29 protein-coding genes are annotated in these 23645 nt (G+C 32.8%); 12 read left to right on the top strand and 17 right to left on the bottom strand.

The window, feature by feature from the left end:
* Nucleotides 1-15: 15 nt before the first annotated feature.
* Complete coding sequence (gene groES / locus HA152_RS08490) at nucleotides 16-327, bottom strand: co-chaperone GroES (protein ID WP_002806275.1); 312 nt, start codon at nucleotides 325-327, stop codon at nucleotides 16-18.
* Nucleotides 328-545: 218 nt separating this feature from the next.
* Between groES and atpD the strand changes: the two genes are divergently transcribed.
* Entirely contained in the window at nucleotides 546-2006 is a 1461-nt protein-coding gene (gene atpD, locus HA152_RS08495) for a F0F1 ATP synthase subunit beta (protein WP_011863550.1), read from the top strand.
* Nucleotides 2007-2046: 40 nt separating this feature from the next.
* Nucleotides 2047-2451, top strand: a complete 405-nt coding sequence (gene atpC, locus HA152_RS08500; RefSeq protein WP_209135480.1) for an ATP synthase F1 subunit epsilon — start codon at nucleotides 2047-2049, stop codon at nucleotides 2449-2451.
* A gap of 3 nt (nucleotides 2452-2454) precedes the next feature.
* On the opposite strand, the gene HA152_RS08505 is transcribed toward atpC, so the two are convergent.
* From HA152_RS08505 to HA152_RS08515, 3 genes are all read right to left on the bottom strand, one after another.
* Nucleotides 2455-2931, bottom strand: a complete 477-nt coding sequence (locus tag HA152_RS08505; protein WP_209135482.1) for a 30S ribosomal protein PSRP-3 — start codon at nucleotides 2929-2931, stop codon at nucleotides 2455-2457.
* Between the two features lie 106 nt (nucleotides 2932-3037).
* The gene (locus tag HA152_RS08510) at nucleotides 3038-3196 is read right to left on the bottom strand and encodes a hypothetical protein (RefSeq protein ID WP_187151134.1); all 159 of its coding nucleotides are present in this window, start codon (nucleotides 3194-3196) and stop codon (nucleotides 3038-3040) included.
* Nucleotides 3197-3249: 53 nt separating this feature from the next.
* Entirely contained in the window at nucleotides 3250-4575 is a 1326-nt protein-coding gene (locus HA152_RS08515; protein WP_209135484.1) for an aminopeptidase P N-terminal domain-containing protein, read from the bottom strand.
* Nucleotides 4576-4646: 71 nt separating this feature from the next.
* On the opposite strand from HA152_RS08515, the gene HA152_RS08520 reads away from it, so the two are divergent.
* The 4 genes from HA152_RS08520 to HA152_RS08535 are packed head-to-tail and all read left to right on the top strand — an operon-like array spanning nucleotide 4647 to nucleotide 9148.
* The gene (locus HA152_RS08520) at nucleotides 4647-5630 is read left to right on the top strand and encodes a CNNM domain-containing protein (RefSeq protein WP_209135486.1); all 984 of its coding nucleotides are present in this window, start codon (nucleotides 4647-4649) and stop codon (nucleotides 5628-5630) included.
* The gene (locus HA152_RS08525) at nucleotides 5627-6868 is read left to right on the top strand and encodes a GTP-binding protein (protein WP_209135488.1); all 1242 of its coding nucleotides are present in this window, start codon (nucleotides 5627-5629) and stop codon (nucleotides 6866-6868) included. Before HA152_RS08520 ends, HA152_RS08525 begins: the two co-directional genes overlap by 4 nt.
* A gap of 7 nt (nucleotides 6869-6875) precedes the next feature.
* Entirely contained in the window at nucleotides 6876-7454 is a 579-nt protein-coding gene (locus HA152_RS08530) for a nicotinate-nucleotide adenylyltransferase (protein WP_209135491.1), read from the top strand.
* Complete coding sequence (locus tag HA152_RS08535; RefSeq protein ID WP_209135493.1) at nucleotides 7451-9148, top strand: NAD+ synthase; 1698 nt, start codon at nucleotides 7451-7453, stop codon at nucleotides 9146-9148. The genes HA152_RS08530 and HA152_RS08535 overlap by 4 nt, the downstream gene beginning before the upstream one ends.
* On the opposite strand, the gene HA152_RS08540 is transcribed toward HA152_RS08535, so the two are convergent.
* The 11 genes from HA152_RS08540 to HA152_RS08590 form a co-directional block, all read right to left on the bottom strand.
* Nucleotides 9145-10203, bottom strand: coding sequence for a DUF3326 domain-containing protein (locus HA152_RS08540; protein ID WP_209135495.1), 1059 nt, complete (start codon nucleotides 10201-10203; stop codon nucleotides 9145-9147). The two genes, HA152_RS08535 and HA152_RS08540, sit on opposite strands and share 4 nt — an antisense overlap.
* A 27-nt stretch (nucleotides 10204-10230) precedes the next feature.
* Nucleotides 10231-10422, bottom strand: coding sequence for a hypothetical protein (locus HA152_RS08545; RefSeq protein WP_209135497.1), 192 nt, complete (start codon nucleotides 10420-10422; stop codon nucleotides 10231-10233).
* Entirely contained in the window at nucleotides 10419-10745 is a 327-nt protein-coding gene (locus HA152_RS08550) for a 2Fe-2S iron-sulfur cluster-binding protein (protein WP_209135499.1), read from the bottom strand. Before HA152_RS08550 ends, HA152_RS08545 begins: the two co-directional genes overlap by 4 nt.
* Nucleotides 10746-10761: 16 nt before the next feature.
* Nucleotides 10762-11712 (bottom strand): F0F1 ATP synthase subunit gamma, encoded by a 951-nt coding sequence (locus HA152_RS08555; protein ID WP_209135502.1) that lies wholly within the window; start codon nucleotides 11710-11712, stop codon nucleotides 10762-10764.
* Nucleotides 11713-11731: 19 nt separating this feature from the next.
* Nucleotides 11732-13249, bottom strand: a complete 1518-nt coding sequence (atpA, locus tag HA152_RS08560; protein ID WP_209135504.1) for a F0F1 ATP synthase subunit alpha — start codon at nucleotides 13247-13249, stop codon at nucleotides 11732-11734.
* 30 nt (nucleotides 13250-13279) lie between these two features.
* Nucleotides 13280-13822, bottom strand: a complete 543-nt coding sequence (gene atpH / locus HA152_RS08565) for an ATP synthase F1 subunit delta (RefSeq protein WP_209135506.1) — start codon at nucleotides 13820-13822, stop codon at nucleotides 13280-13282.
* Entirely contained in the window at nucleotides 13822-14334 is a 513-nt protein-coding gene (locus HA152_RS08570; RefSeq protein WP_209135508.1) for a F0F1 ATP synthase subunit B, read from the bottom strand. The genes atpH and HA152_RS08570 overlap by 1 nt, the downstream gene beginning before the upstream one ends.
* A complete protein-coding gene (locus HA152_RS08575; protein WP_209135510.1) occupies nucleotides 14331-14792 on the bottom strand; it encodes a F0F1 ATP synthase subunit B' in 462 nt (153 codons plus the stop codon). The genes HA152_RS08570 and HA152_RS08575 overlap by 4 nt, the downstream gene beginning before the upstream one ends.
* A gap of 68 nt (nucleotides 14793-14860) precedes the next feature.
* A complete protein-coding gene (gene atpE / locus HA152_RS08580) occupies nucleotides 14861-15106 on the bottom strand; it encodes an ATP synthase F0 subunit C (protein WP_002805169.1) in 246 nt (81 codons plus the stop codon).
* Nucleotides 15107-15270: 164 nt separating this feature from the next.
* Complete coding sequence (atpB, locus tag HA152_RS08585) at nucleotides 15271-15996, bottom strand: F0F1 ATP synthase subunit A (protein ID WP_209135512.1); 726 nt, start codon at nucleotides 15994-15996, stop codon at nucleotides 15271-15273.
* Nucleotides 15997-16017: 21 nt separating this feature from the next.
* A complete protein-coding gene (locus HA152_RS08590; protein WP_209135515.1) occupies nucleotides 16018-16494 on the bottom strand; it encodes a hypothetical protein in 477 nt (158 codons plus the stop codon).
* 268 nt (nucleotides 16495-16762) lie between these two features.
* Here HA152_RS08590 and HA152_RS08595 point away from each other — a divergent pair, with 268 nt between their 5' ends.
* The 3 genes from HA152_RS08595 to HA152_RS08605 all read left to right on the top strand — a co-directional run bounded on the left by HA152_RS08595 (nucleotide 16763) and on the right by HA152_RS08605 (nucleotide 20027).
* Nucleotides 16763-18001: an FtsW/RodA/SpoVE family cell cycle protein gene (locus HA152_RS08595; RefSeq protein WP_209135517.1), complete on the top strand. Its 1239-nt coding sequence runs from the start codon at nucleotides 16763-16765 to the stop codon at nucleotides 17999-18001.
* Nucleotides 18002-18083: 82 nt separating this feature from the next.
* Nucleotides 18084-18740, top strand: coding sequence for a cytochrome c biogenesis protein CcdA (locus HA152_RS08600; protein ID WP_209135519.1), 657 nt, complete (start codon nucleotides 18084-18086; stop codon nucleotides 18738-18740).
* Nucleotides 18741-20027 (top strand): cytochrome c biogenesis protein ResB, encoded by a 1287-nt coding sequence (locus tag HA152_RS08605; protein WP_209135522.1) that lies wholly within the window; start codon nucleotides 18741-18743, stop codon nucleotides 20025-20027.
* On the opposite strand, the gene queF is transcribed toward HA152_RS08605, so the two are convergent.
* The gene (gene queF, locus HA152_RS08610; protein ID WP_209135524.1) at nucleotides 20024-20434 is read right to left on the bottom strand and encodes a preQ(1) synthase; all 411 of its coding nucleotides are present in this window, start codon (nucleotides 20432-20434) and stop codon (nucleotides 20024-20026) included. The genes HA152_RS08605 and queF overlap by 4 nt on opposite strands.
* A 178-nt stretch (nucleotides 20435-20612) precedes the next feature.
* Between queF and HA152_RS08615 the strand changes: the two genes are divergently transcribed.
* Together HA152_RS08615 and HA152_RS08620 are read left to right on the top strand one after the other, a co-directional pair.
* A complete protein-coding gene (locus tag HA152_RS08615; protein WP_209135526.1) occupies nucleotides 20613-20858 on the top strand; it encodes a hypothetical protein in 246 nt (81 codons plus the stop codon).
* 24 nt (nucleotides 20859-20882) lie between these two features.
* Nucleotides 20883-21221, top strand: a complete 339-nt coding sequence (locus HA152_RS08620) for a P-II family nitrogen regulator (RefSeq protein WP_025894986.1) — start codon at nucleotides 20883-20885, stop codon at nucleotides 21219-21221.
* Between the two features lies 1 nt (nucleotide 21222).
* Here the strand turns inward: HA152_RS08620 and HA152_RS08625 are convergent, their stop codons facing one another.
* A complete protein-coding gene (locus HA152_RS08625; RefSeq protein WP_209135528.1) occupies nucleotides 21223-22035 on the bottom strand; it encodes a TlyA family RNA methyltransferase in 813 nt (270 codons plus the stop codon).
* 290 nt (nucleotides 22036-22325) lie between these two features.
* On the opposite strand from HA152_RS08625, the gene purB reads away from it, so the two are divergent.
* Nucleotides 22326-23621 carry an adenylosuccinate lyase gene (gene purB, locus HA152_RS08630; RefSeq protein WP_209135530.1) on the top strand — a complete coding sequence of 432 codons (1296 nt, stop codon included), beginning with the start codon at nucleotides 22326-22328 and terminating at the stop codon, nucleotides 23619-23621.
* Nucleotides 23622-23645 lie beyond the last annotated feature (24 nt).

The raw sequence follows: 23645 nt of genomic DNA on the forward strand, positions 1-23645 counted from the left end.
TTTGAAACAAATATTTTAGCTTACTACAGCTAAAATATCCTTTTCTGAGAGCAAGACATATTCATCTCCTCCCAATTTAATGTCTGTGCCAGCATATTTGCTGTACAAAACTTTATCGCCAATACTCACTTCTGGAGTTTGTCGAGAACCATCGTCATTAAGTTTGCCAGGGCCCACCTGAGCAACTTCTCCAACCTGTGGTTTTTCTTTAGCTGAATCAGGCAAAAGGATGCCCCCAGCAGTTTTTTCCTCAGATGCGGAAACTTTAATAAATATTCTATCTCCCAGTGGTTTTACTGTAGAGACTGTAAGTGAAACAGCTGCCATAGATTAATGGAGGATCATGATTGAGACGCTTTGCGTCATAAAAATGGAAAGAGAAGTTCTCCATCCGTATCATCAACAACATAATCTGCAAAGCGGCAATTAAACCATACTTAAACTGTGCGGGTGGCCGAACCCATTTAACGAATCTACCCATTAGGTGGTAGTATTTTCGGATTATGAGCTGTTTAAATCAGCTATTCATCACCAATCAATAACAAATGGTAGCAACTCCATCAACTTCTTCACAAACAAAAGGCGTAGTACGTCAGGTAATTGGTCCAGTTCTAGATGTAGAATTTCCAGCTGGAAAATTGCCTAAGATATTAAATGCTTTAAGAATTGAAGCTAAAAATCCAGCCGGACAAGACATAGCGCTCACTGCAGAAGTCCAACAGCTCCTAGGTGACCATAGAGTAAGAGCAGTGGCAATGAGCGGCACAGACGGCCTTGTAAGAGGCATGGAGGCAATCGACACAGGAGCACCAATATCTGTACCAGTAGGAGAAGCAACTTTAGGAAGAATATTTAATGTTTTAGGAGAACCAGTAGATGAGCAAGGTCCAGTGAATACAAAAGATACTGCTCCTATTCATAGAGCTGCGCCAAAGTTAACTGACCTAGAAACTAAACCAAAAGTTTTTGAAACTGGCATCAAAGTTATCGACCTTTTGGCTCCTTACAGACAAGGAGGAAAAGTTGGATTATTCGGAGGTGCTGGTGTTGGGAAGACAGTTCTTATTCAAGAATTAATTAATAACATAGCAAAGGAGCACGGTGGAGTTTCTGTTTTTGGAGGTGTAGGCGAAAGAACTAGAGAAGGGAACGATTTGTATGAAGAATTTAAGGAATCGGGAGTTATTAATGCAGATGATTTAACTCAATCAAAAGTTGCCTTGTGTTTTGGGCAGATGAATGAGCCACCTGGTGCGAGAATGAGAGTAGGCTTATCAGCACTTACAATGGCCGAACATTTTAGAGATGTGAATAAACAAGACGTCTTGCTTTTTGTTGATAACATTTTTAGATTCGTTCAAGCTGGTTCTGAAGTATCAGCTTTACTTGGAAGAATGCCTTCAGCTGTAGGATACCAACCAACTTTAGGAACTGATGTTGGTGAATTGCAAGAAAGAATTACATCGACACTAGAAGGCTCAATAACATCTATTCAGGCTGTTTATGTACCTGCAGATGACCTAACAGACCCTGCTCCTGCTACAACGTTTGCACATCTAGACGCTACTACTGTACTTGCGAGAGCTTTGGCTGCAAAGGGAATTTATCCAGCGGTTGACCCACTAGACTCAACAAGTACCATGCTTCAACCATCGGTTGTAGGCGATGAGCATTACAAAACTGCCAGAGCTGTCCAATCAACTTTACAGAGATACAAAGAACTTCAAGACATTATCGCAATACTCGGTTTAGATGAGCTTTCTGAAGAAGATAGATTAACAGTCGATAGGGCCAGAAAAATTGAAAAATTTCTCTCACAACCTTTCTTTGTAGCAGAAATATTTACAGGAATGTCTGGTAAATATGTAAAATTAGAAGATACCATTGCTGGTTTCAATATGATTTTGTCAGGTGAATTGGATGATTTACCAGAGCAGGCATTTTACCTGGTTGGTAATATTGATGAAGTTAAAGCAAAGGCAGAAAAAATAAAATCAGAAAAATAAATATTTAAATATATTTTTAACCTTCAATAATTTTAAATTAATGGCAATTTCTCTAAAAGTTTTAGCTCCTAATAAAAATGTTTATCAAGGCGAAGCTGAAGAAGTAATCCTTCCTAGTACTACTGGTCAACTAGGTATACTACCAGGACACATCTCTTTAGTTACTGCTATAGATATTGGTGTTCTAAGGCTAAGAATGAATTCCCAGTGGAAATCGATAGCTCTTATGGGAGGCTTCGCTGAAATTGAATCAGATGAAGTTATAGTTTTAGTAAATAATGCTGAAATTGGTTCTGAAATTAATGTTCAAAATGCTGAAAAAGATCTTAAAGAAGCAAAATTAGCGATTAGCAAATTTACTGAAAATGAAAAAAATCCAGAGAAAATTAAAGCTTTGAAAGAGGTCTCAAAGGCTGAAGCTTGGATTCAAGCTGCAAAGAACTAATACTTAAGCGGTTCCACAAAAAGTTACTTCAGGAAACTTTAATTTGGCTTCTTCTAATCTTTTTGTTTTACCTTCTTCTTGCCAATAATTTATTACTTCAGTAGCTTTATTCAATATCTCTACTCTTTCGTTATCTGTAATCCAACCTTTATTCTCAAGCTCACTTTTTAATTTTTCCCAAGCATCATCTCTTGGCCAAAAATAATAAGCAGTAAGTGGACTCGGGCCTCCACCTACTATTTGATCGACTGCTAAAGCAACATTATCAGGTAACCACAATACTTTAATGATAAACCTTCCTTCGTCAGGCTTAGGGGTATAACCAGTAGGTACTCCATCTTCATCAATGGTGGCAGCTGCTAATACAGCTGTGGCACCCATCATACCTGAATTAGGAGAAGAATTTTTAGACTTTGGGGCATCACTGTTTTTTCCCTTTTTTTCTGTTGAATTTTGATTTAACTTATCTGATGAGGTCATTCACTTGTTAATGTTTAATAAATAATTTATCAGTTTATGGTCACATTTTGATTGATTTATTCAAAATTTCTTGATTTTAGTTATTGATAACATTTAAACAGGATTTTTATCTATCATGAGATACTTCATAAAAGTCATAAATAGTAGCTTCCAATGAATCCCAAAGATCTTTAGGAATATCGTTTTCTTCCGCAAACATGCCAAGCTGACTAGCTAAGCCTCTTGCTTGGGATAATTTCGAATCATATGAATCGGACTTGTTCATTTTTGAACTCTAAACTTTATAAAATAAATCTATTGAATATATTAAGTCAAATTTTAAAATTCTAAATCAGAAATTTCTTTTAGTGCAGCAATACTTAAAACTTCTGGGTTTGCATCTTTGACTAGAACATCATCTTCTATTCTTATCCCTATGCCTTTCCACTTCTCGTCTATTAGAGGTTGTCCCTCAGGGACTGGAATCCTATCACTTATATAGATCCCAGGTTCTACCGTAAGAATCATTCCATTCTGTAATGGCACTTCATAGTCTCCCATTCTGTATGCTCCAACATCATGAACATCTAAACCGAGCCAATGTCCAGTTCTATGCATGTATAGATGTTTATATGATTGATTCTCTATTATCTCCTCCGTGGTGCCCGACAATAAACCAATTTCCTTTAATCCTTCTATCAAAATTGTTAAAGCAACATTATGAACAGTACTTGAATTTGATCCAGTTACGGCACTTTTAATTGCATTTTTCTGCGCTCTTAATACAATTTCGTAAATATCTCTTTGCTCTTTGGAAAATTTTCCACCTATTGGGATGGTTCTTGTTATGTCACCATTATAATAATCAGTCAATGAGCAGCCAGCATCTACCAACAATAAATCTTCTTTCTTCAATGGTGAGTTATTGGAAGTGTAATGCAAAATACAGGCATTATCTCCCGAAGCAACAATGGAGTTATATGCTGGTCCTCTTGCCCCTTTTTCCAAAAAGAATCCCTCTAGAAGACCCTGAATTTGCCTTTCATTTTTTTTTGTTGAGATAGATTCTCTTACTAGTTCATGAGCTTCTGCTGAAATTTGTATAGCCTCTCTCATTCTGTTAATTTCAAATTCACTTTTAATTAATCTCATCTCATTTAAATAAATTTCTGGAGATTTTATAGAATTTGCACCAATACCTGATCTTGATCGATTTTCAAGTTGTTGTGAAAATATCTCGAGTACTATTTTCTCAATCAATGGATACTTACCTATTGAAAAAACAAGCTCATCGGCACCATTTATATAACTTGGAAGTAAATCTCTTAGTTCGGATATCGAGTGAGCCTTGTCAGCCTTAAACTCTTCTTCTGCACCTTCTAAACCCCATCTAAAGCCATGCCAGACTTCACTTATAACATCTTTGGGAGCGACAAACATAATAAATCTCTCTCCCTTTGGCTTATGCGACAAGAAAAGAGCAATTGCATCCGGTTCATCGAAACCAGTTAAATACCAAAAATTACTATCTTGTCTAAACGGGTATTCACAATCGGCATGATGCTTTACGAGATTAGCTCCTGGGATAATGGCAGCTTTTCCATCTAATTTATTTAAGAAAATTTCTCTTCTTTCTTCAAAAACTTTATAGTCAGGTACAAACATTGTGTATTGGCGTGTTTAAAAAAAAAATGGAAGAATGAATTAAAACAGATTTAGTACCTAATCTATTTTAAATGGAACCAAATGTTTACGGTTTACTTTTACTCATATTAGTCATTTTAATTGGATCAGCATGTTGTTCGGGTGTAGAAGCAGCTTTTTTAGCTGTAAACTCAATAAGAATTTTAGAAATTGCCTCAAAACAAAAGCCAAAAAGTTCTGCAAATCAACTCCTAAAACTGAGAAAGCATCTTGGACGGACACTAACTGTAATTACTATTACTAATAATGGATTTAATATAATTGGCAGTCTTCTTTTAGGAGTATACGGAGCCTTGGTAATTAATAGCAGTTTTGGTTTAACCCTTTTTTCAATAGCTTTTTACATACTTGTTGTTTTAGTAGGAGAAGTACTACCCAAAGCTCTTGGTACAAGATTTTCAGTTCAAATAGCATTATTATCTGTTCCTATTTTGAGAATATTAAATACTTTAATGAGGCCATTCTTAATATTAATTGAACAGATATTTCCAGTTATTACAGCAGAAAACGAAATTTCAACTGATGAAGAAGAAATTAGACAAATGGCAAAAATTGGAAGTCAGAAAGGTTTAATAGAAGCTGATGAGGCAGCAATGATATTCAAGGTTTTTCAATTAAATGATTTAAAAGCTAAAGACTTAATGACCCCTAGGGTATCGGCACCTTGTCTTGATGGGTCTTCAAATCTTGATGCAATTTCAAAACTTATAATGTCTGATAGCTCTCCATGGTGGGTTATTTTGGGAGATAAAGTTGACAAAATACAAGGGGTAGTAAAGCGTGAAAAAATGTTGGCAGAATTAATTAATGGAGAAAATAAAAAATTATTATCAGAAATTTGCGAACCAGTGGACTACATTCCTGAAATGATTAAAGCAGATCAATTATTAACTAAATTTGACAAGAATCATAAAGGAGTGAAAGTAGTAGTAGATGAATTCGGGGGATTCGTGGGAATTATTGGTGCAGAAGCTGTGTTATCTGTATTAGCAGGTTGGTGGAAAAATAAAGCATGAAACAATTTAAAATTAAAGATAATTATTTACTGTTAAAAAAATGGTGGGAGACTATTGATCTCACCAATTATGAAAAAAGTTTTCTTAATAGAGAAATAATTTCTTTTAATCAACAACTTTTAAGACTCAAAGAAAAAAAAATAAGAATTGGCGCATATGGTAAATCAGGTGTAGGAAAATCTTCTGTCTTAAATTCTTTATTAAAAAAAGACATATTCAAAACAGATATTATTAATGGGACCACAAATGAAATACAATCTGAAACTTGGACTCTTAAAGATCAAACACTTAATAGTTTAGAGTTAATAGATTCTCCAGGATTTGATTTCTGCAATATAAAATTCCCAGATAAAGTTTACTCTTATATAAATCAGTCAGACCTTATTTTATTTATAGTTTCAGGAGATTTAAATAGAAATGAGTTAAGCGAAATCAACTCTTTTATAAAAGATGGAAAAAAAATTATTGTAATCTTAAACAAAATCGATCTATTTAATAAAAATGAATTAAAAGAAATAATTGAAAATATAAAGTTTAAGCTTCCAAAAGATTTAAATATCCCAATAATTACTAATAATGAAAACAAACTTGAAAATTACATAATAAAATTAATAAATCAATATGGTGAGATACTATTATCACTAAATTCTATTCAATTAGCTGACAAATTGTTTCTGCAAATAAAAGAGCAAAGATTGAAAAAAAGGCAGAAATTAGCTCAATCAACTATTGGTAAATTTTCGACTATAAAAGCATCTGCAGTAGCTCTTAATCCTTTTATTTTATTTGATGTTGCTGGTAGTTTCGCACTAGATACTGCATTGATTAGCGAGTTAAGTAAGATTTACGGCTTAAAGTTGAAAGGTGAATCTACAAGAAAAATATTTAAAAATATATCCATTAATAATTTATGTTTGGGAGTCACTCAAGTCGGAGTCCATACCTCTTTCAACCTTATTAAGAAAGTAATTCTATTAACAGCACCTTTTACTAACGGGCTTTCATTATTACCCTATGGACCCATAGCAATTATTCAAGCAGCAATCGCGATGCATTCTACAAAAATCCTAGGGAAATTAGCAGCAAAAGAGATATTTCTTAGAAGCAAAACTTCTTTTATAGAACCAGCTGTTATGATCAAAAATTTGACTTTTAATGACCAAGAGATTTTTAATCACATAAATATTTATTTTTCAAATAGAAATTTAAATAATAATTTTATTAGCATTCTGCCTTAAAACTTAAATGGGAAAAAGCATTGCATTATTTGGTACCAGTGCAGATCCACCTACCATTGGGCATAAAAAAATACTTGAAGAATTATCCAAAATATATGCTTTTACAATTGGTTATGTTAGTAACAACCCCCACAAAAATCACAAAGAGGATATCTCAATTCGTAGCCATTTATTAAAAACTCTTATTGAAGATTTAGATAATCCTAAAATTTTATTTAATCAAAGTGTTAGTAGCCAATGGGCAGTAGAGTCAATTAAAAAATGTAAAAGGATTTATGAATTAAATAATTTAGATTTTGTTATTGGGAGTGATTTAATTAAAGATATTTTCTACTGGAAAAATTTTGATAAAATTACTAATGAGGTTAGTTTTTTAGTAATTTTAAGAGAGGGATATCCTGTGGAATCAAATACTCTTAAAATGTTAGAAACTTATAAAGTGAAATTTAAGATTTCAACAATAAAAATCCCAAACATTTCAAGTTCTAAGCTCAGATCAAATTTTAATTATTCTAATTTACCAACTTCATTAATAGATATTGTTAAAAAGAATAATTTATATGAATCCACTAAATTAGTTGAATGAAATTTTTACTTGCTCAAATTAATCCAGTTGTTGGTGATTTAGAGGGTAATGCAAAAAAAATACTTTGTACTGCTTCGAAAGCTAGCTCAACTTCTGCTGATTTAGTTCTTACTCCAGAATTATCATTATGGGGATATCCAGCAAAAGACCTACTTCTAAAAAAAAATTTAATCAAAAATCAATATCAAATTCTTGACCAATTAGCCTTAGATATTAATAAAAAATATGGAAATTTGAGCATCACAGTAGGGATAGCTGAGATAATAAATGATTCTTTTTTCCCAAATCTTTATAATTCTATTGCGATGCTTGAGCGCGGTGAATGGAAAATAATTGCTCGTAAAATTATTCTTCCCACCTATGAAGTATTTGATGAGAAAAGATACTTTAGATCAGAAGAAAAAGTTTCCGTATTAACAAAAGAAATTAATAATAAAACTTGGCGACTTGGCTTTACTATATGTGAGGATTTATGGGTCAACAAAAATATAGAAGGTAGAGGAATTCATAAAAAGAATCCTATTTTTGATTTAAAGAAAAAAAAAGTTGATATCTTAGTGAACTTATCGGCCTCCCCGTATACCTTCAAAAAGTTAGAGCTTAGATCCAAAGTTTCTAGTTTTGCTGCTCAATATCTTCAAGTACCGCTGATATATGTAAACCAGATTGGAGCAAATGATAATTTAATTTTTGATGGAAATAGTTTTATTCTTGATAAGAATGGATCTAAAATTAAGCAATTAAAATCTTTTGCAGAAGACCTCTCCAGTTGGGACATTGAACAAACAAAACCTCAAAAAAATAAATTTGAAAAGTCTGAGATATCATCAATTTTTGACGCATTAGTCCTTGGTGTTAGGGATTATGCTCAAAAATGCGGTTTTAAAACAGCTTTAATTGGACTAAGTGGTGGCATTGATTCAGCACTAGTTTCAACAATTGCGACAGCTGCTCTTGGCAGTAATAATATTTATTGCGTCTCAATGCCCTCTAAGTGGAGCTCATCTCATTCAAAGAGTGATGCAAAAGATTTAGCGAAAAGATTAAAAATAAATTTCAATAGTATCCCAATTGAAAATCTGATGAGCTCTTTTGAAGAATCTTTTATGAATACCATATCTTTCGAGATGGCTGAAATAACAAATCAAAATATTCAATCAAGAATCAGAGGAACGCTTCTGATGGCTTTAGCAAATCAAGAAAAGCATTTATTACTTTCAACAGGAAATAAATCAGAGCTAGCTGTAGGATATTGCACACTTTATGGTGATATGAATGGAGGATTATCGGTAATTGGGGATTTATATAAAACAAATGTTTTTAAATTATGCAATTGGCTTGATAGTGAAGATTCAACTAATCATAGAAAATCATATATGTTAGATACTAATGTAGATTTAATTGGAAAAAATATACGTACGAAAGCTCCAAGTGCCGAATTAGGTCCTGATCAATTAGATACTGATTCTCTTCCACCTTATTCTATTTTAGATAATATCCTTAAAGGAATTATTGAAGAGAAAAAAGATTTAAAACAACTAGAAAAAGATGGTTATGAAAAAGATTTAATTGTACAAATTATCTCACTCATAAAAAAAGCGGAATTCAAAAGAAAGCAGGCTCCTCCAATCCTAAAACTAAGCAGTCAATCATTAGGAAGTGACTGGAGAGTTCCCATAGCAATATCTTATTAATCACTATAAAAACACTGTTGGATTTTTTTTAAAGGCCGTTTAACTGCATCAAGGTTGATACCTCTTTTGATAGCAAGAATTATGCCTGCAGCTTCTAAATAATTATCCACTTCAAAAAGATTGGGATAATCATAAAACTCATTTGTCACTTTCAATGTATTTTGATTTTTTACAGAGATAATATTTAAACCTTTTTCAATCCCTGCTAATACTGCTTCCCCACCTAGTGCCCCATTAGGAACAACAATAGATTCAATCTGATCAGGGTGTATTGAGATTGATTCATTTTGAGCAGGCAATTCAACAATGTCAGGTGCATTGCTTAACCCAATCAGCACTGATGGTAAAAAGGTGTATCCTATTTCCTCTGCAGCTGCACGAGGATCTAAATTTTCATTCAATTCAATCGGATTTAAAGCAGGTGCGTGAGCACAGGGAACTTTTAACAATTTGCTAATTAAATGACTTATAACTGCTTCGACTCCAGAAATAGGATCAACCCCTTTCCCCTCTCTATAGATATTTGTGTCTAAAGAATCTGAATCATCTGGAAATTTTGCCACAATTGCTATTGCAGTAACTCCTTTTTCTATTAAACATTTTCCAGCATCAATTAGAGAATCAGGATTTTCAATTGTGCCACCACTGATTTTTGAAGAATCTGAATCAATAACTATGTTTAATGGCTTTTTTGTAATCACATAAGAATGAACATTAATCCCTAAAGTAGAAACACAAGCATCAGCAACTTGTAAATGTCTCACTAACATTTCTTTTTCAATGGCTGAATCAAAAATTATCCCAATTTTCTGTTGCTTTACCTTTTTTAGAGCGATTTCTCCTTTAGCAAGTCGGTCTAAACTATAACCCTCAACATAAAAAATATTTTTATCTTTTTCAGTAAGAGTACCACCATTCATAACATTTGGATGAGTAATTAAACATCCACTTGCCGATGCTAATAATTTAGCGGTAGGAAGTGCATCTCCAGCAAAACCTCCTACTTCACAACCAATACCAGTTGGAACAATAAATATTGTTGGTGAATTTTCCATCATTAAAAATATTACAATTTATATTTTTTAATTAGCTAAAACAGCTTTAATTCTAAGTTTTTTTGTTCCAAAAGAGTCAATAGTATTTTGAATATCCACAATTGACCATCGAATTACATCACCTTTTTTTTCTAAATCTGCAATGATAAATTCCCTCAAATTTTTTAATTTTATTGAAACTGGCCAATCTAAATAAAAATCAACTGAAATTAATTTCATTTTTGATATTTACCAAATTGATCATTATATAAATCATCTTCTACTTCTTTACCAATAACGATATTCAAATCTGACTTAGGATATGCCACACACAAAAGTGCAAAGCCCTTTTCCCTTAAATCATCATTTAATCCCATAGCATCTTCTTGATCTACAGATCCTTTTAATATCATGGATGCACAATCTGTACAAACTCCTGAACAACAACTGCTTGGTAAATCTATTCCATTCATTTTTGCCGCTGAAATAATATCTTGATCTTCAGAACATAGAAAACTAAGCGTCTTTTGTTCGAATTGAACTTTTATATTGTATTCAGGCATATCCTAAATCTTATTACTAAACTGCTGAACCGCCTACAACTTCTAATATTTCTTGAGTAATAGCTGCTTGTCTTGCTTTGTTATACGTTAGATTCAAAGTACTTGCTAATTCCTTAGCATTATCACTCGCGTTATTCATTGCAGTCATCCTGCAAGCGAGTTCTGAAGCTGCCGACTCTTGAAGAGCTCTTAGTACCTGATTCTGTAGATATAATGGTAATAACGAATCTAATAGTTGATCAGGACTTTGTTCAAAAACAATATCTGATGGCAACTTCTCTGATTCACTTTTTTCAATATTTGATTTTTCAACAAGTAACTTACTATCCTTTGTAGTCAACCTAAAAATTTCATCGTTTTCCTCAGCAATTCCTTGAGGGTCGAGTGGCAATAGTGTTTGAACTACAGGGGCGCAGCTAACTAGAGTGATAAATTTCGTGTAAATAATTTCCACCCTATCAGAATTTTCTGAAAGAAATTCAGCTAAAATCTCATTTGTAACTCCTTCAGAGTCCTTAACTGTGGGTACCTGTTCTAGTTCTTTAAAAGTACTTTTAATTACATATCTATCCTTTCTATTTTGAAAATATCCAATAGCTTTCTTCCCTACCAAAATTAAATTTGGCTGATACCCTTGTTTAACTAATTCTGCATATCTTACTTCTACCTTTTTGATAATATTTGTGTTGTAACCACCGCATAAACCCCTATCCGCAGTTATGCAAACCAAGGAAATGTTCTTTACTTCTCTCTTGGATAATAGAGGAGAGTCTACTGCCTCAAATTGTACTCTAGATTGAATATTTTCTAAAACCCGTGCAAGTTTATCTGCAAAAGGTCTACTCTTAAGAACTTGATCTTGAGCTCTCCTAACTTTTGCAGCTGCAACAAGTCTCATGGCCTCCGTTATTTTTCTTGTATTTTTAACGGAAACGATTCGATCTCTAATCTCTTTAAGATTTGCCATTGTATCTCCTTAAATAAATTTAAACTGTGGCAAGCATTGATGATTTAACTTCATTTATCACCTCTTTTAGTGTCGCTTCTAATCCATCATTTAATTTCTTTTCTTTAAGAATCTCTTCTATAAATTCTGCTTTATTTAACTTTAGGTATTCTCTAAGTTCAGTTGCAAATTTAGTAACATCTTCAACAGGAACCTCATCAATAAGACCTTTAACTCCTGCATAAACAACTGCAACTTGTTCTGCAAGGTTTAGCGGAGAGAATTGAGGTTGCTTTAATAACTCTCTTAGTCTTTTGCCTCTTTCAAGTTGTTGCTGAGTTGCTTCATCAAGATCAGATGCAAATTGAGAGAAAGCAGCTAGTTCATCAAACTGTGCAAGTTCTAATTTTAAAGTTCCTGCAATTTTTTTAATTGCTTTTGTCTGTGCAGCTCCTCCAACACGACTAACAGAAATACCAACATTAATAGCTGGTCTTAATCCTGAGTTAAATAAATCTGCACTCAAGAATATTTGTCCATCCGTAATTGAAATAACATTAGTTGGAATGTAAGCTGAAACGTCCCCTGCCTGAGTTTCAATAATTGGGAGCGCTGTCATAGAACCCCCTCCCATTGCATCAGAAAGTTTTGCTGCTCTTTCTAGTAATCTACTGTGCAAGTAGAACACGTCTCCTGGATAAGCCTCTCTTCCTGGTGGCCTTTTTAAAAGAAGAGACATTTGCCTGTAAGCTTGAGCTTGTTTTGTTAGATCATCATAAATAACTAGTGTTGCTTTACCCTGATACATAAAATGTTCAGCAATTGCTGCACCAGTATAAGGTGCTAAGTACTGTAAAGCAGCTGGCTCTGAAGCTCCTGCACTAACTACGACTGTATAATCTAGGGCTCCTCTCTCTCTTAAGACCTCTACGATGTTTGCTACTGATGCTGACTTCTGACCAATAGCTACATAAACACAAACTACGTCTTGACCTTTTTGGTTAATTATTGTGTCAATAGCAATTGCAGATTTTCCAGTTTGTCTATCACCAATAATTAATTCTCTTTGACCTCTTCCAACAGGAATCATTGCATCAATAGATGTAATACCTGTTTGCATTGGTTCATGCACTGATCTTCTCTTGATTATTCCAGGAGCCATTTCTTCAATCAACCTATTATCACTTGTTGGAATTTCCCCTTTCCCATCTATTGGTTGTCCGAGAGGGTTAACAACTCTCCCCTGCATTGCTTCACCAACTGGAACAGATGCGATTTTACCTGTGGACTTAACGTTACTTCCTTCTTGGACACCAAGTGCCTCTCCCATTAAAACGGCTCCAACATTATCATCTTCAAGATTTAAAGCTATACCTTCGGTACCATCCTCAAATTCCAACAACTCACCTGCCATGACCTGATCTAAGCCATATATTCTTGCAATGCCATCACCAATTTGCAGAACAGTTCCTACATTGCTAACACTTACAGATTGGTCGTAATCAGTTATTTGTTGTTTTAAGATTGAACTGATTTCATCAGGGCGTATAGATACCATGGATTTAAGAATTAAAGGTTGATTTAAAAGTTACTTGGAAAGAGTTAAGCCAAGTTTTCTAATTTGTGAAGCAAGGGAAGCATCAATTACTTTTGATCCTACACTGGCGACGAAACCACCAATAAGAGATGGGTCGATTTTAGTTACAAGTTCTAATTTTTCTGTTCCAGCAATATTGATGATCTTTTCGGTAATTAAACCTTTCTGTTCATCAGTAAGCTCGACTGCAGAAGTAACAGTTGCCAAAGCAATATTACTATTTTCTCGGTAAATCTCTAAAAATCTATCAAGAATTGAAGTAAGGATTCCAATTCTTTGCCTATCGGCCAATAATTTTAAGAAATTTAGTAAAGAAGAATTAACCTTATTTGAAAAAATTTCAATAATGATTTTCTTCTTAGCATCTGTCTCTAAAATAGGAGAGGATAGTGCCTTCTCCAATTCAGGGGAATCATTTATTAATTCCAAGAGTTGTTTAACCTCAGAAACCATCTCTTCAGTTTGCGAATTTTCATTCACAACTTGAAGTAATGCTTCTGCGTATGGTGTAGTAACTGAATTTAAAAGTGGCATTAGTTCACCTCAATATTATTAATTGATTGAGTTACCAAATTTTCTTGTGTTGATTTATCAAGTCGATTTGGGAGAGAATCTAAAGCTTTCTTAATTGCCAGTTCAACAGCTTCTTTTCGAAGTTGAGAAATTGCTCTGGATGCTTCAGAGCTCTCATCAGAGATTGCACTTTGTTTAATTCGTGCCATCTCCTCTATAGCTTTTTTCTCACTTTCCATTCTGATTGATTCAGATCTTTTAAGGGAATCTGCTTTTATTTGAGAAGCTTTTTCTTCTGCTGAAGATAAATCTTTCTTCGCCTTTTCTAAAGCTTGAGTTGCATTTAGGAGTCGATCTTCAGCATCTTTTAATTCAAGAAGGATTCCTTCTCTCCTTTTTTGAAGCATTTTACCTAGGAAACCAGGCAAAAATTTATAAAGACCGAAAACTACTACAGCCCAGTTAAGGATATTAGTTTCGAATAAATTGAAATTCAATCCAAAACCTTCTGTAGCTAAAAGAGTTAAATTCATTTTTCTAGAATCAATCTATTAACAATAAGTTCGCTTAGATCATCAGCCTGTTTAGAAAGTTGATCCCGAGCAGCAGATGTCTGACTTTCAATTTCTAGTCTTGCTTTTTCTTTTGAAGCATTTGCTTCATTGTTAGCAAGTTCTAGTGCTTCTTTATAGAGCTTGTCAGACTCATCCTCAGCTTCGCTCACAATTCTTTGAGCTTCTGTACGAGCACTTTGAAGCTGAGTTAATAAATCAGCTTCTAATTTTTTAACCTCAGAAAGTTTATTTTTGGCCTCAATAATATTATTACTTACAAACTTTTCTCTTTTTTCTACAACTTTGCCTACAGGCTTAAAAAAGAGAGAATTTAATATGTAAGTAAGCGCAACTACTTGTATCGCCATTAGAGGCAAAGTGGCATTTATATCAAATAATCCACCTTCTGTAGCACCAAAAAAATTAAAGGCCAACATATGATTCAGTTGAAATTAAAAAATTATATTTAAATATTGCTAATAAGGATAAGAAGCAATATTAACTTTTAGGAAAAAGGATTCGCAAAAAGTAGTACCAAAGCCACAACTAATCCGTAAATTGTTAATGACTCCATGAAAGCGAAAGATAAAAGAAGAGTTCCTCTGATTTTACCTTCAGCTTCTGGTTGACGGGCAATACCCTCAACAGCACCCTGAGCTGCGTTACCTTGTCCAAGACCTGGGCCAATAGCACCTAGACCAACTGCTAAACCAGCAGCTACAACTGATGCAGCGGAAGTAATCGAATCCATAATTTTGAAATAAAGAGCTTAATACTTGTGATAATCTTTGTTGTCATACACGCTTGGACATCCTTTCTTTTAAGAATGGGTCTGATATTTTCAGACCTACGCGATTAGATATTTTGCCAGATTACAGACCCTTTGTAAAAGTGTCTGAATGTATTAGAAGAAAGCTAATGATGTTCTTCAACAGCTTCTCCAATGTAGTAGGCCGCTAAAGTTGCGAAAATCAATGCCTGAATTGCACTAGTAAATAATCCTAAGAACATAACAGGTATTGGGAGAATTAGCGGGACTAAAAAGACTAGAACACCAACTACAAGTTCATCAGCCAAAATATTTCCAAATAGCCTGAAAGAAAGTGATAAAGGTTTAGTAAAGTCCTCTAGAATTTTGAAAGGAAGCATAATTGGAGTTGGGTGAACATAATATTCGAAATATCTCCAACCCTTATTGCTTAAACCTGCATAGAAATAAGAAAGTGAAACCAATAAAGCCAAGGCTATAGTCGTATTGATATCTGCAGTAGGTGCTCCTAATTCTCCACTTGGTAACTTAATCAATCTCCAAGGAATTAAAGCCCCTCCCCAATTACTAACAAAAACGAATAAAAATAAAGTGCCTATAAATGGCATCCAATCTCTATATACTTTTTCACCTATTTGAGTCCTAGCAAGATCTCTTATGTAATCCCAAAGAAACTCAAGCAAGTTTTGAAGGCCTTTAGGATCATTTTCCATTTTTTTAGTTCCTAAAGAAATAAAAACTAATAACGCTCCTAATAAAATCCAAGATGTTAAAAATACCTGCCCATGAATTCTGATATTTCCAATTTGCCAATAAAGATGTTGACCAACTTCTAATGCTGCAAAATTTGTTAGCAAGGAATTAAAAAACATTTGTTTTGAATAAAAATTTACTTAAGAACGTGAAAAATAAAGAATGAGTGAAGGCTTATAAATAAAAAAACCTATCATCGCAGGAAAAATATCCAAAGATCCTAGCTTGCTCGCAAAAATAAAGAGGCAAACTGGAACTAATAGTTGCAATTTTGATACACCTGATGACTCTTTACCAAGTTTCCCTATACTTTTGGCAAGCAAACGTAGGTAAAAAATGCCGGCAATTGCACCTATAAAAATACTAAAACCATAAGTAAAACCTAGAAAAATTCCAGTTATTGATGCTAATAAAATAGAAAAAATAAAAGTAATTCCAAAAATTGTTAATTGCAATTTTGTGTATTCATCATTTTGAGAAAGCAAAAGATTTATTTGATTGGCAATGCCAGATTTACTTTCTTTGATGATGGAATTATTCAGGGATTGAGGAAATTGAACATTCTCATTAGAAGGATGCTCAAGTTTTTTTCTATTTGAGTCCACTGATGTGAACATAGTTTAGAAACCCCCCTCTGAATGGTTTGAAGTAAGTATATAAACTCACGGAATCTATCACGGAGAGGTACCTTTTAGCTAGTTTTTTTCTATAAAAAATTAATTCTTAAGATTTATGATTAATCTATGGACCACTTTTTACTTTTTTCTTCAAAAATAAAATTTATTCAAAGTCATCTTTTTAATTGCTTTAACACTTTAAAACGTTAATAAAAGACTTGGCAAAATCTCAATTAAACGTCTCAATAGTACATATACTTCTAAAAAATTGGAGATAAGTCAAGAAAAAATAAAATACAAAAGAATTTCTAAAAGAAAAAAAACCTTTAGTTATAATTACAAAAAAAATTTAGGCAATTTATTAAGAGAGTCTATTTTTCCATTACCTTGGACTATATGGCCTTATGAGGCAAAAATCCTCATTGTCCTCATTGGAATTTGGTCAATATTAGGAATATGCATACTAGGATCATCAAGTTGGTGGGTAGCTAGTAGGGAAATGGGACATTGGGCTTATTTCCTTAAAAAACAAATCTTTTGGACAATTCCAGGAATTGGTCTATTTTATTTCGTACTTAATACAAACATTAGAAATCTTTTAAAGTTTTCAAGAATTATTTTTTATGTTTTATTATTTTTGATTTTCCTTACCAATTTTACTGGAATTACAGTTAACGGATCTTCAAGATGGCTTGTCCTTGGCAATTTACGTCTGCAGCCATCTGAATTAATTAAACCTTTTCTAATTCTAGAAGCTTCTAATCTTTTCGCACATTGGAATATAGTAAATAATGATAAAAAATTAATTTCAATAATATCATTTGGTTTATTAATTTTATTAATACTAAAACAGCCTAATTTAAGTACTGCATCATTAACTGGAATTCTTCTTTGGGTAATGGGTTTATGTGGAGGAGTAAAACTTAGCTCTCTTTGCTCATTTGCTTCAATAGGATTCATTACTGGATGTATCAGCATCCTTAATAACGAATATCAAAAACTTAGAGTGACTTCATTTATAGATCCTTGGAAAGATCAACAAGAAAATGGATTTCAATTGGTTCAGAGTTTGTTAGCTATAGGTTCAGGTGGTCTATTTGGCCAAGGTTTTGGACTTTCTATCCAAAAATTACAGTATCTACCTTTCATGTATACAGATTTTATTTTTGCCATTTTTGCGGAAGAATTTGGTTTATTGGGGTGTACTTTATTCTTAGGATTTTTAGCAATATTCTCTTACATAAGCCTAAGAATTAGTCTTAAGTGCAGGAACAACTATACAAAATTAGTTGCTATAGGATGTGGTGTATTGTTGACAGGTCAATCAATAATGCATATTGCTGTAGCAACAGGTTCAATGCCTACTACAGGCTTACCACTACCTTTCATTAGTTATGGTGGCAATTCATTAATAGCGTCTTTTTTTATTGCAGGGATGTTACTGAGATGTTCATTAGAGTCAACAGGATTGATTGGTATGATTAATACACGAAAGACTCTTAATTAGTTAGAATTTAAGGGATTTAATTCAAGTTATCGAATCATTTAATTTAGTTATTTCAGAATTATCTCAAAAGGGTAATCTGCTCATGCAGAATGGTCTTAATAGTCCTGGTCCATTTACTATATTTTTGGTTTTCAGCGCAGGACTTTTAACAAGTCTTGGGCCATGTTCATTATCATTACTTCCAGTGACTATTGCTTATATAGGAGGAACAGAGAAAAATAAATTCAAACTTATTAGTTTTTCAGGAGGAGTAGTTTTTTCGCTTGTTGCACTGGGGGCTGCGAGTGGATTCTTAGGTAAAATATATGGGCAAATCCCATCATATTACACTTCACTTGTTGCTCTAATAGCAATAATAATGGGTTTAAATTTATTAGGAATCCTAAAGTTTCAGTTTCCCAATGGACCTGATCTAAAAATAATAGAGGACAAGATACCATCCTTAATAGCACCTTTTACAATAGGAACTACTTTTGGATTAGCCTCTTCACCTTGCATCACTCCAGTTTTAGCAACTCTTCTAGCTTGGGTATCTCAAGCTAAAAACCCGATAATCTCAATTATTTTTTTATTTTTCTTTGGAATAGGCCAAGTCACTCCATTAATTGTTGCTGGAGCCACAGCAGAAAACTTAAAAAAATTTTTAGAACTAAGAAAATTTAGTCAAATAATTCCCACCTTAAGTGGAATATTTTTAGTAGCACTAGGATTATTAAATTTATTTTCAAATTGGATTTAAATGATTATTTTTAAGAATCTAATTTTAAAAATATCAAGTTTAAGATTCGCAATATCACTGATAATTTTCATAGCTATTTCCAGTGGCATAGGTACTTTTATACCTCAAGGTAGTAATCATAAATTCTATATTGATAATTTCGATAGCGCTCCCATTTTTGGATTTTTAGATGGAGAAAAAGTCTTACAACTTCAATTGGATCATATATATACAAGTTTTTGGTTTTTATTTACATTAATTCTTCTTTGCATCTCCCTAGCAGCTTGTAGTTTCAGAAGGCAAATCCCTTCATTAAAAGCTTCATTAAAATGGGTTGAATACAAGAGCGAAAAAAAATTTAGCAAACTGCAATTAACGTCAAGTTACCCAATCAATCAAGATGGAGACCTTATATCAATAGTTGATTTACTACTTAAAAAAAGAGGATGGAAAACATACAAATTTAAAAGTCATATTTCTGCAAGAAGGGGTTTAATTGGAAAAATCGGTCCTTTAGTTGTACATATCGGATTAATAGTTTTACTTATAGGTTCGGCATATGGAAGTTTTACAAGTCAATCAAAAGAACAATATTTACTTCCTGGAGAAAGTTTGGATCTTGTTAATGAAGGCACAAACTCAAAAGCCAATGTGAAATTAGTCGATTTTTCTATAGAACGAGAAAGTGATGGTATACCCAAACAGTTTATTTCAAAGTTAAATTTTTCTTCTGAAGATCTAAATTTAAATGCAATGAAAACCGCCAAAGTTAATCACCCAATAAGGTTTAAAGGATTAACTATTTATCAAGCTGATTGGGCAATATCAAATGTTGTTTTAGAAATAGATAATATCCTTTACCAATTACAATTAAGGGAGATTCCGGAAATTGGCAATCAAGTTTGGGGAGTTTTAGTTGAATTAGGATCAGATACAAAAAAAAATTTCCTTTTAACGATAGATAATGAAAATGGCCCACTTAAAATTTCCAATACAGAAAATTTTTCCGGGAATAATCTATTTATCAGTGACAATCCTTTAGAAATTAACTCTTCAAAAGTATCTCTGAAAAAAATAATCCCCAGCAGTGGATTAATAATTAAAAATGATCCGTCTATACCTTTTATTTACTTTTCTTTTATTTTAATAATTTTTGGAACAATAATAAGTCTTATACCAACTAACCAATTATGGATTCTTGTAAATAATGAATCACAAAAGCTATTCATTGGAGGTCTTAGCAATAAAAATCTAGTTGGTTTTAAAAAAGAATTTTTTAAATTATCAGAAGAAATAAAAAAATTTTAATTTTTTTTCTGTCCGCTAAAAATATTTAACTGCATAGAAACATTACCTCTAGGGTTAAATGCAGCATTTAAATGTATCCAGTGAGGCGAGCCCTCATTCACTAAATCATCCATAATTCTATTAACAACTTCCTCATGTGAAATCTTTATATCTCTAAAATTATTAATATAAAGCTTTAAAGACTTCAATTCATATACTCTAAAATTTGGTTGATAAATAATATTTAGCTTTGCAAAATCTGGATAACCAGAAAAAGGGCACTTACATGTAAATTCAGGTAACTGGATAGAAATTTCATAAATTCTTTTCTTATTTGGATTCTCGAAACAAATTATTTTTGATTCTTCAATCATTCTTTCACCATAAAGTGGTCTTTGTGTCGAATCATCTAATTTAGCTGTACTCATTTTTAGTAGAACTTATTTACTAAAACTATATATAAAGATCAAAATCTGCAAAAATCTCAACAAGATTAACTATTACAATTGAATAAGCCAAAAGCTGTTAAATCTTATTTTTGTATCATACATAACATTCATATTGTCGGTTAAAAGGGTTATATGTGTTTAGTTCAAGGAAAAATTAATGGACATTTGTTTGATAACTATCGATAACAATTTAAATAAATCCCTGCAACCGAAAAGTGCAATTGGAATGTTATGGCTTCAAACACACTTTGACAATGATCAGTGGGAAGCATTATCAAATAGTACAGTAGTAATTTCTGAAGAAAACTCTCAATTATTAATCGAAGACGCCACCAATGCAGGCCTTGATATTAAATGTTTTTCTGATATTTCAATCTTTGATGTTTTCCCAAAAAACAATTAAAATAGGAATATTCAAACTTTAATCATGAAGAAAATTGAAGCAATCATACGTCCATTCAAATTGGAGGATGTAAAAATTGCATTAGTAAACTCTGGTATTGTTGGAATGACAGTTAGTGAAGTCAGAGGTTTTGGAAGGCAAAAAGGACAAGTTGAAAGATATAGAGGTTCCGAATTTACTGTTGAATTCCTTCAAAAACTCAAAGTAGAAGTTGTCGTAGAAAATGAAAAGGTTAATTCAGTCATAGATGCGATTGCTGAAGCAGCAAAAACTGGAGAGATCGGTGACGGAAAAATATTCATCACATCTATTGATTCTGTTGTGAGAATTAGAACTGGCGACAAAGATGAAGAGGCTCTTTAATTCAAAGAGTTTCTTTTACTAAATTTTGTATATATTCACTATTAATACTTTTATTTGATTGACTTCCTAAGGTCATCCAAGCTAGATATTCATGATTCCCAGCAGGACCTACCAGCGGAGAAGCTATCAAATTCTTTATATTCCATTTGAAATTCTTAGCAGCATAGATAACAGACTCTATAGCCTCAGTATGGAATTTAGGATTGCGAACAACACCTCCTTTACTGACTTTATCTTTACCTACCTCAAATTGGGGTTTAATTAAAAATATTCCCTCAATACAATCACCTTCTAATAAATTACTAATAGATTTAAAAACTAACTTTAATGAAATAAAAGACAAATCAGCAACAACAAAATTTGGTAATTCATTACTTCTAGATAAAAGATCATTAGGTTTTAAATTTCGAATATTAGTTCGTTCAAAAAGTATGACTTTTGGGTTATTTCTAATCTTCCATGCAGTCTGTCCATAACCAACATCTATCCCATATACTAACTTTGCTCCTTGTTGCAATAAGCAATCAGTAAATCCCCCAGTAGAGATTCCTGCGTCAATACATATTTTATCTTTTACTTTAATTTCAAGTTTATTAAAGGCCTCCAATAATTTTTCGCCGCCCCTTGATACAAACATAGCTTCGGAATCAATAAAAAATTCAGATCCAATTAATACTTGTTGTCCAGGTTTATCCCATACTTTTCCATTGATATCTCTAACCTTGCCCGCAAGAATTAAACCTTGGGCTTTTTGACGCGTTTCACATAAACCAGTTTTAAGAAGATAAAGGTCTAATCTACTTTTTTTAATCATCTATTAATCAATAAAAAAAGACTGAATAATGAACTTCTTTAAGATTAAGATCCAAATTCTTTAATACCTTCCAATTTTAAATAAGAACTAAAAAATTACCCATTATTAACGAAAAGAATAAAGAAATAAATGCAAACATTTTTATATTTAAATTTACTTAATTAGCCAGAAAAATGTTACATAAGAAAATAATAGCCAGGCAAATATCTTCAATGGCAAGTACATCTTTAAGGTATAGAGCAATAATTCGATTTTGGTTATAAAGTTTAAATTGATAATTAATAAAAATTGTGATCGAGCGTTACACATTACCCGAAATGGGGAAAATCTGGACTGATAGCGCAAAATTCCAGAGTTGGCTTAAGGTTGAAATAGCTGCATGTGAAGCAAACTTTTCCCTGGGAAAAATTCCTGAGAATGCCATGAAAGAGATACGTTCAAATGCAAAGTTTGATGAATCTAGAATTACAGAAATTGAGAAAGAAGTTAAACATGATGTCATAGCATTTCTTACAAGCGTTAATGAATTTGTAGGAGATTCTGGAAGATACATACATGTTGGTATGACCAGTAGTGATGTACTTGATACTGGCTTATCTCTTCAGTTAAAAGATTCTTGCGAATTGTTATTAGAAGAAATTGAGAAGCTAGAAAATGAAGTCAGATTATTAGCAAGGAAGCATAAAAATACCTTAATGATTGGCAGATCTCATGCAATTCATGGGGAGCCAATTTCCTTCGGTTTTAAACTTGCTGGATGGTTAGCAGAAATAATAAGGAACAAAAAAAGATTGTTAACACTAAAAGAATCTGTAGCTATTGGACAAATAAGTGGTGCAATGGGAACTTACGCTAATACAAATCCCAAAGTAGAACAAATAACTTGTAAATTACTTGGCTTAAAGCCAGATACAGCGAGTACGCAGGTCATATCGAGAGACAGGCATGCAGAATATGTTCAAACTATTGCACTAGTTGGCGCGTCTCTAGATAGATTCGCAACTGAAATAAGAAATTTACAAAGAACTGATGTTTTAGAAGTTGAGGAGGGCTTTACAAAAGGGCAAAAAGGAAGTTCTGCCATGCCTCATAAAAGAAATCCTATTCGAAGTGAAAGAGTAAGCGGTCTAGCAAGAATTTTGAGGAGTTACGTCTTAACAGCACTGGAAAATGTTCCACTTTGGCACGAAAGAGATATAAGCCATAGTTCAAATGAACGCATCATGTTACCTGACGTATCAATCTGTTTGCATTTTATGCTCAGGGAAATGAAAGATATAGTAAGCAATTTGGAAGTTTATCCAAAAAATATGCTCAAAAATTTAAATATATATGGTGGTGTAATCTTTAGTCAGAAAGTTTTACTTTTGCTTGTAGAGAAAGGGTTGTCTAGAGAAAAGGCTTACAGTTTAGTACAAAAAAATGCGCATCATGCGTGGAATACCGAAAATGGGAATTTCAAACAAAATATAGAGAGAGATAATGAAATAATGGATTTTATTGATCAAAGTGACTTAGAAGAATGTTTTAATCCTTCAATTCATCTCAATAATTTAAGTGTAATATGGGAGAAGTTAGGTATCTAGGATTACTGAAAACCTTATCTAAGT

Origin of the sequence: Prochlorococcus marinus XMU1412, assembly GCF_017696315.1 — a bacterium.
GTDB classification, from domain to species: Bacteria; Cyanobacteriota; Cyanobacteriia; order PCC-6307; family Cyanobiaceae; genus Prochlorococcus_A; species Prochlorococcus_A marinus_AF.

What these genes read in the sequence shown, in the direction of transcription:
- groES (WP_002806275.1), bottom strand. Translation starts at nt 327, where the DNA reads ATGGCAGCTGTTTCACTTACAGTCTCTACAGTAAAACCACTGGGAGAT.
- atpD (WP_011863550.1), top strand. Translation starts at nt 546, where the DNA reads ATGGTAGCAACTCCATCAACTTCTTCACAAACAAAAGGCGTAGTACGT.
- atpC (WP_209135480.1), top strand. Translation starts at nt 2,047, where the DNA reads ATGGCAATTTCTCTAAAAGTTTTAGCTCCTAATAAAAATGTTTATCAA.
- HA152_RS08505 (WP_209135482.1), bottom strand. Translation starts at nt 2,931, where the DNA reads ATGACCTCATCAGATAAGTTAAATCAAAATTCAACAGAAAAAAAGGGA.
- HA152_RS08510 (WP_187151134.1), bottom strand. Translation starts at nt 3,196, where the DNA reads ATGAACAAGTCCGATTCATATGATTCGAAATTATCCCAAGCAAGAGGC.
- HA152_RS08515 (WP_209135484.1), bottom strand. Translation starts at nt 4,575, where the DNA reads ATGTTTGTACCTGACTATAAAGTTTTTGAAGAAAGAAGAGAAATTTTC.
- HA152_RS08520 (WP_209135486.1), top strand. Translation starts at nt 4,647, where the DNA reads ATGGAACCAAATGTTTACGGTTTACTTTTACTCATATTAGTCATTTTA.
- HA152_RS08525 (WP_209135488.1), top strand. Translation starts at nt 5,627, where the DNA reads ATGAAACAATTTAAAATTAAAGATAATTATTTACTGTTAAAAAAATGG.
- HA152_RS08530 (WP_209135491.1), top strand. Translation starts at nt 6,876, where the DNA reads ATGGGAAAAAGCATTGCATTATTTGGTACCAGTGCAGATCCACCTACC.
- HA152_RS08535 (WP_209135493.1), top strand. Translation starts at nt 7,451, where the DNA reads ATGAAATTTTTACTTGCTCAAATTAATCCAGTTGTTGGTGATTTAGAG.
- HA152_RS08540 (WP_209135495.1), bottom strand. Translation starts at nt 10,203, where the DNA reads ATGGAAAATTCACCAACAATATTTATTGTTCCAACTGGTATTGGTTGT.
- HA152_RS08545 (WP_209135497.1), bottom strand. Translation starts at nt 10,422, where the DNA reads ATGAAATTAATTTCAGTTGATTTTTATTTAGATTGGCCAGTTTCAATA.
- HA152_RS08550 (WP_209135499.1), bottom strand. Translation starts at nt 10,745, where the DNA reads ATGCCTGAATACAATATAAAAGTTCAATTCGAACAAAAGACGCTTAGT.
- HA152_RS08555 (WP_209135502.1), bottom strand. Translation starts at nt 11,712, where the DNA reads ATGGCAAATCTTAAAGAGATTAGAGATCGAATCGTTTCCGTTAAAAAT.
- atpA (WP_209135504.1), bottom strand. Translation starts at nt 13,249, where the DNA reads ATGGTATCTATACGCCCTGATGAAATCAGTTCAATCTTAAAACAACAA.
- atpH (WP_209135506.1), bottom strand. Translation starts at nt 13,822, where the DNA reads ATGCCACTTTTAAATTCAGTTACTACACCATACGCAGAAGCATTACTT.
- HA152_RS08570 (WP_209135508.1), bottom strand. Translation starts at nt 14,334, where the DNA reads ATGAATTTAACTCTTTTAGCTACAGAAGGTTTTGGATTGAATTTCAAT.
- HA152_RS08575 (WP_209135510.1), bottom strand. Translation starts at nt 14,792, where the DNA reads ATGTTGGCCTTTAATTTTTTTGGTGCTACAGAAGGTGGATTATTTGAT.
- atpE (WP_002805169.1), bottom strand. Translation starts at nt 15,106, where the DNA reads ATGGATTCGATTACTTCCGCTGCATCAGTTGTAGCTGCTGGTTTAGCA.
- atpB (WP_209135512.1), bottom strand. Translation starts at nt 15,996, where the DNA reads ATGTTTTTTAATTCCTTGCTAACAAATTTTGCAGCATTAGAAGTTGGT.
- HA152_RS08590 (WP_209135515.1), bottom strand. Translation starts at nt 16,494, where the DNA reads ATGTTCACATCAGTGGACTCAAATAGAAAAAAACTTGAGCATCCTTCT.
- HA152_RS08600 (WP_209135519.1), top strand. Translation starts at nt 18,084, where the DNA reads ATGCAGAATGGTCTTAATAGTCCTGGTCCATTTACTATATTTTTGGTT.
- HA152_RS08605 (WP_209135522.1), top strand. Translation starts at nt 18,741, where the DNA reads ATGATTATTTTTAAGAATCTAATTTTAAAAATATCAAGTTTAAGATTC.
- queF (WP_209135524.1), bottom strand. Translation starts at nt 20,434, where the DNA reads ATGAGTACAGCTAAATTAGATGATTCGACACAAAGACCACTTTATGGT.
- HA152_RS08615 (WP_209135526.1), top strand. Translation starts at nt 20,613, where the DNA reads ATGGACATTTGTTTGATAACTATCGATAACAATTTAAATAAATCCCTG.
- HA152_RS08620 (WP_025894986.1), top strand. Translation starts at nt 20,883, where the DNA reads ATGAAGAAAATTGAAGCAATCATACGTCCATTCAAATTGGAGGATGTA.
- HA152_RS08625 (WP_209135528.1), bottom strand. Translation starts at nt 22,035, where the DNA reads ATGATTAAAAAAAGTAGATTAGACCTTTATCTTCTTAAAACTGGTTTA.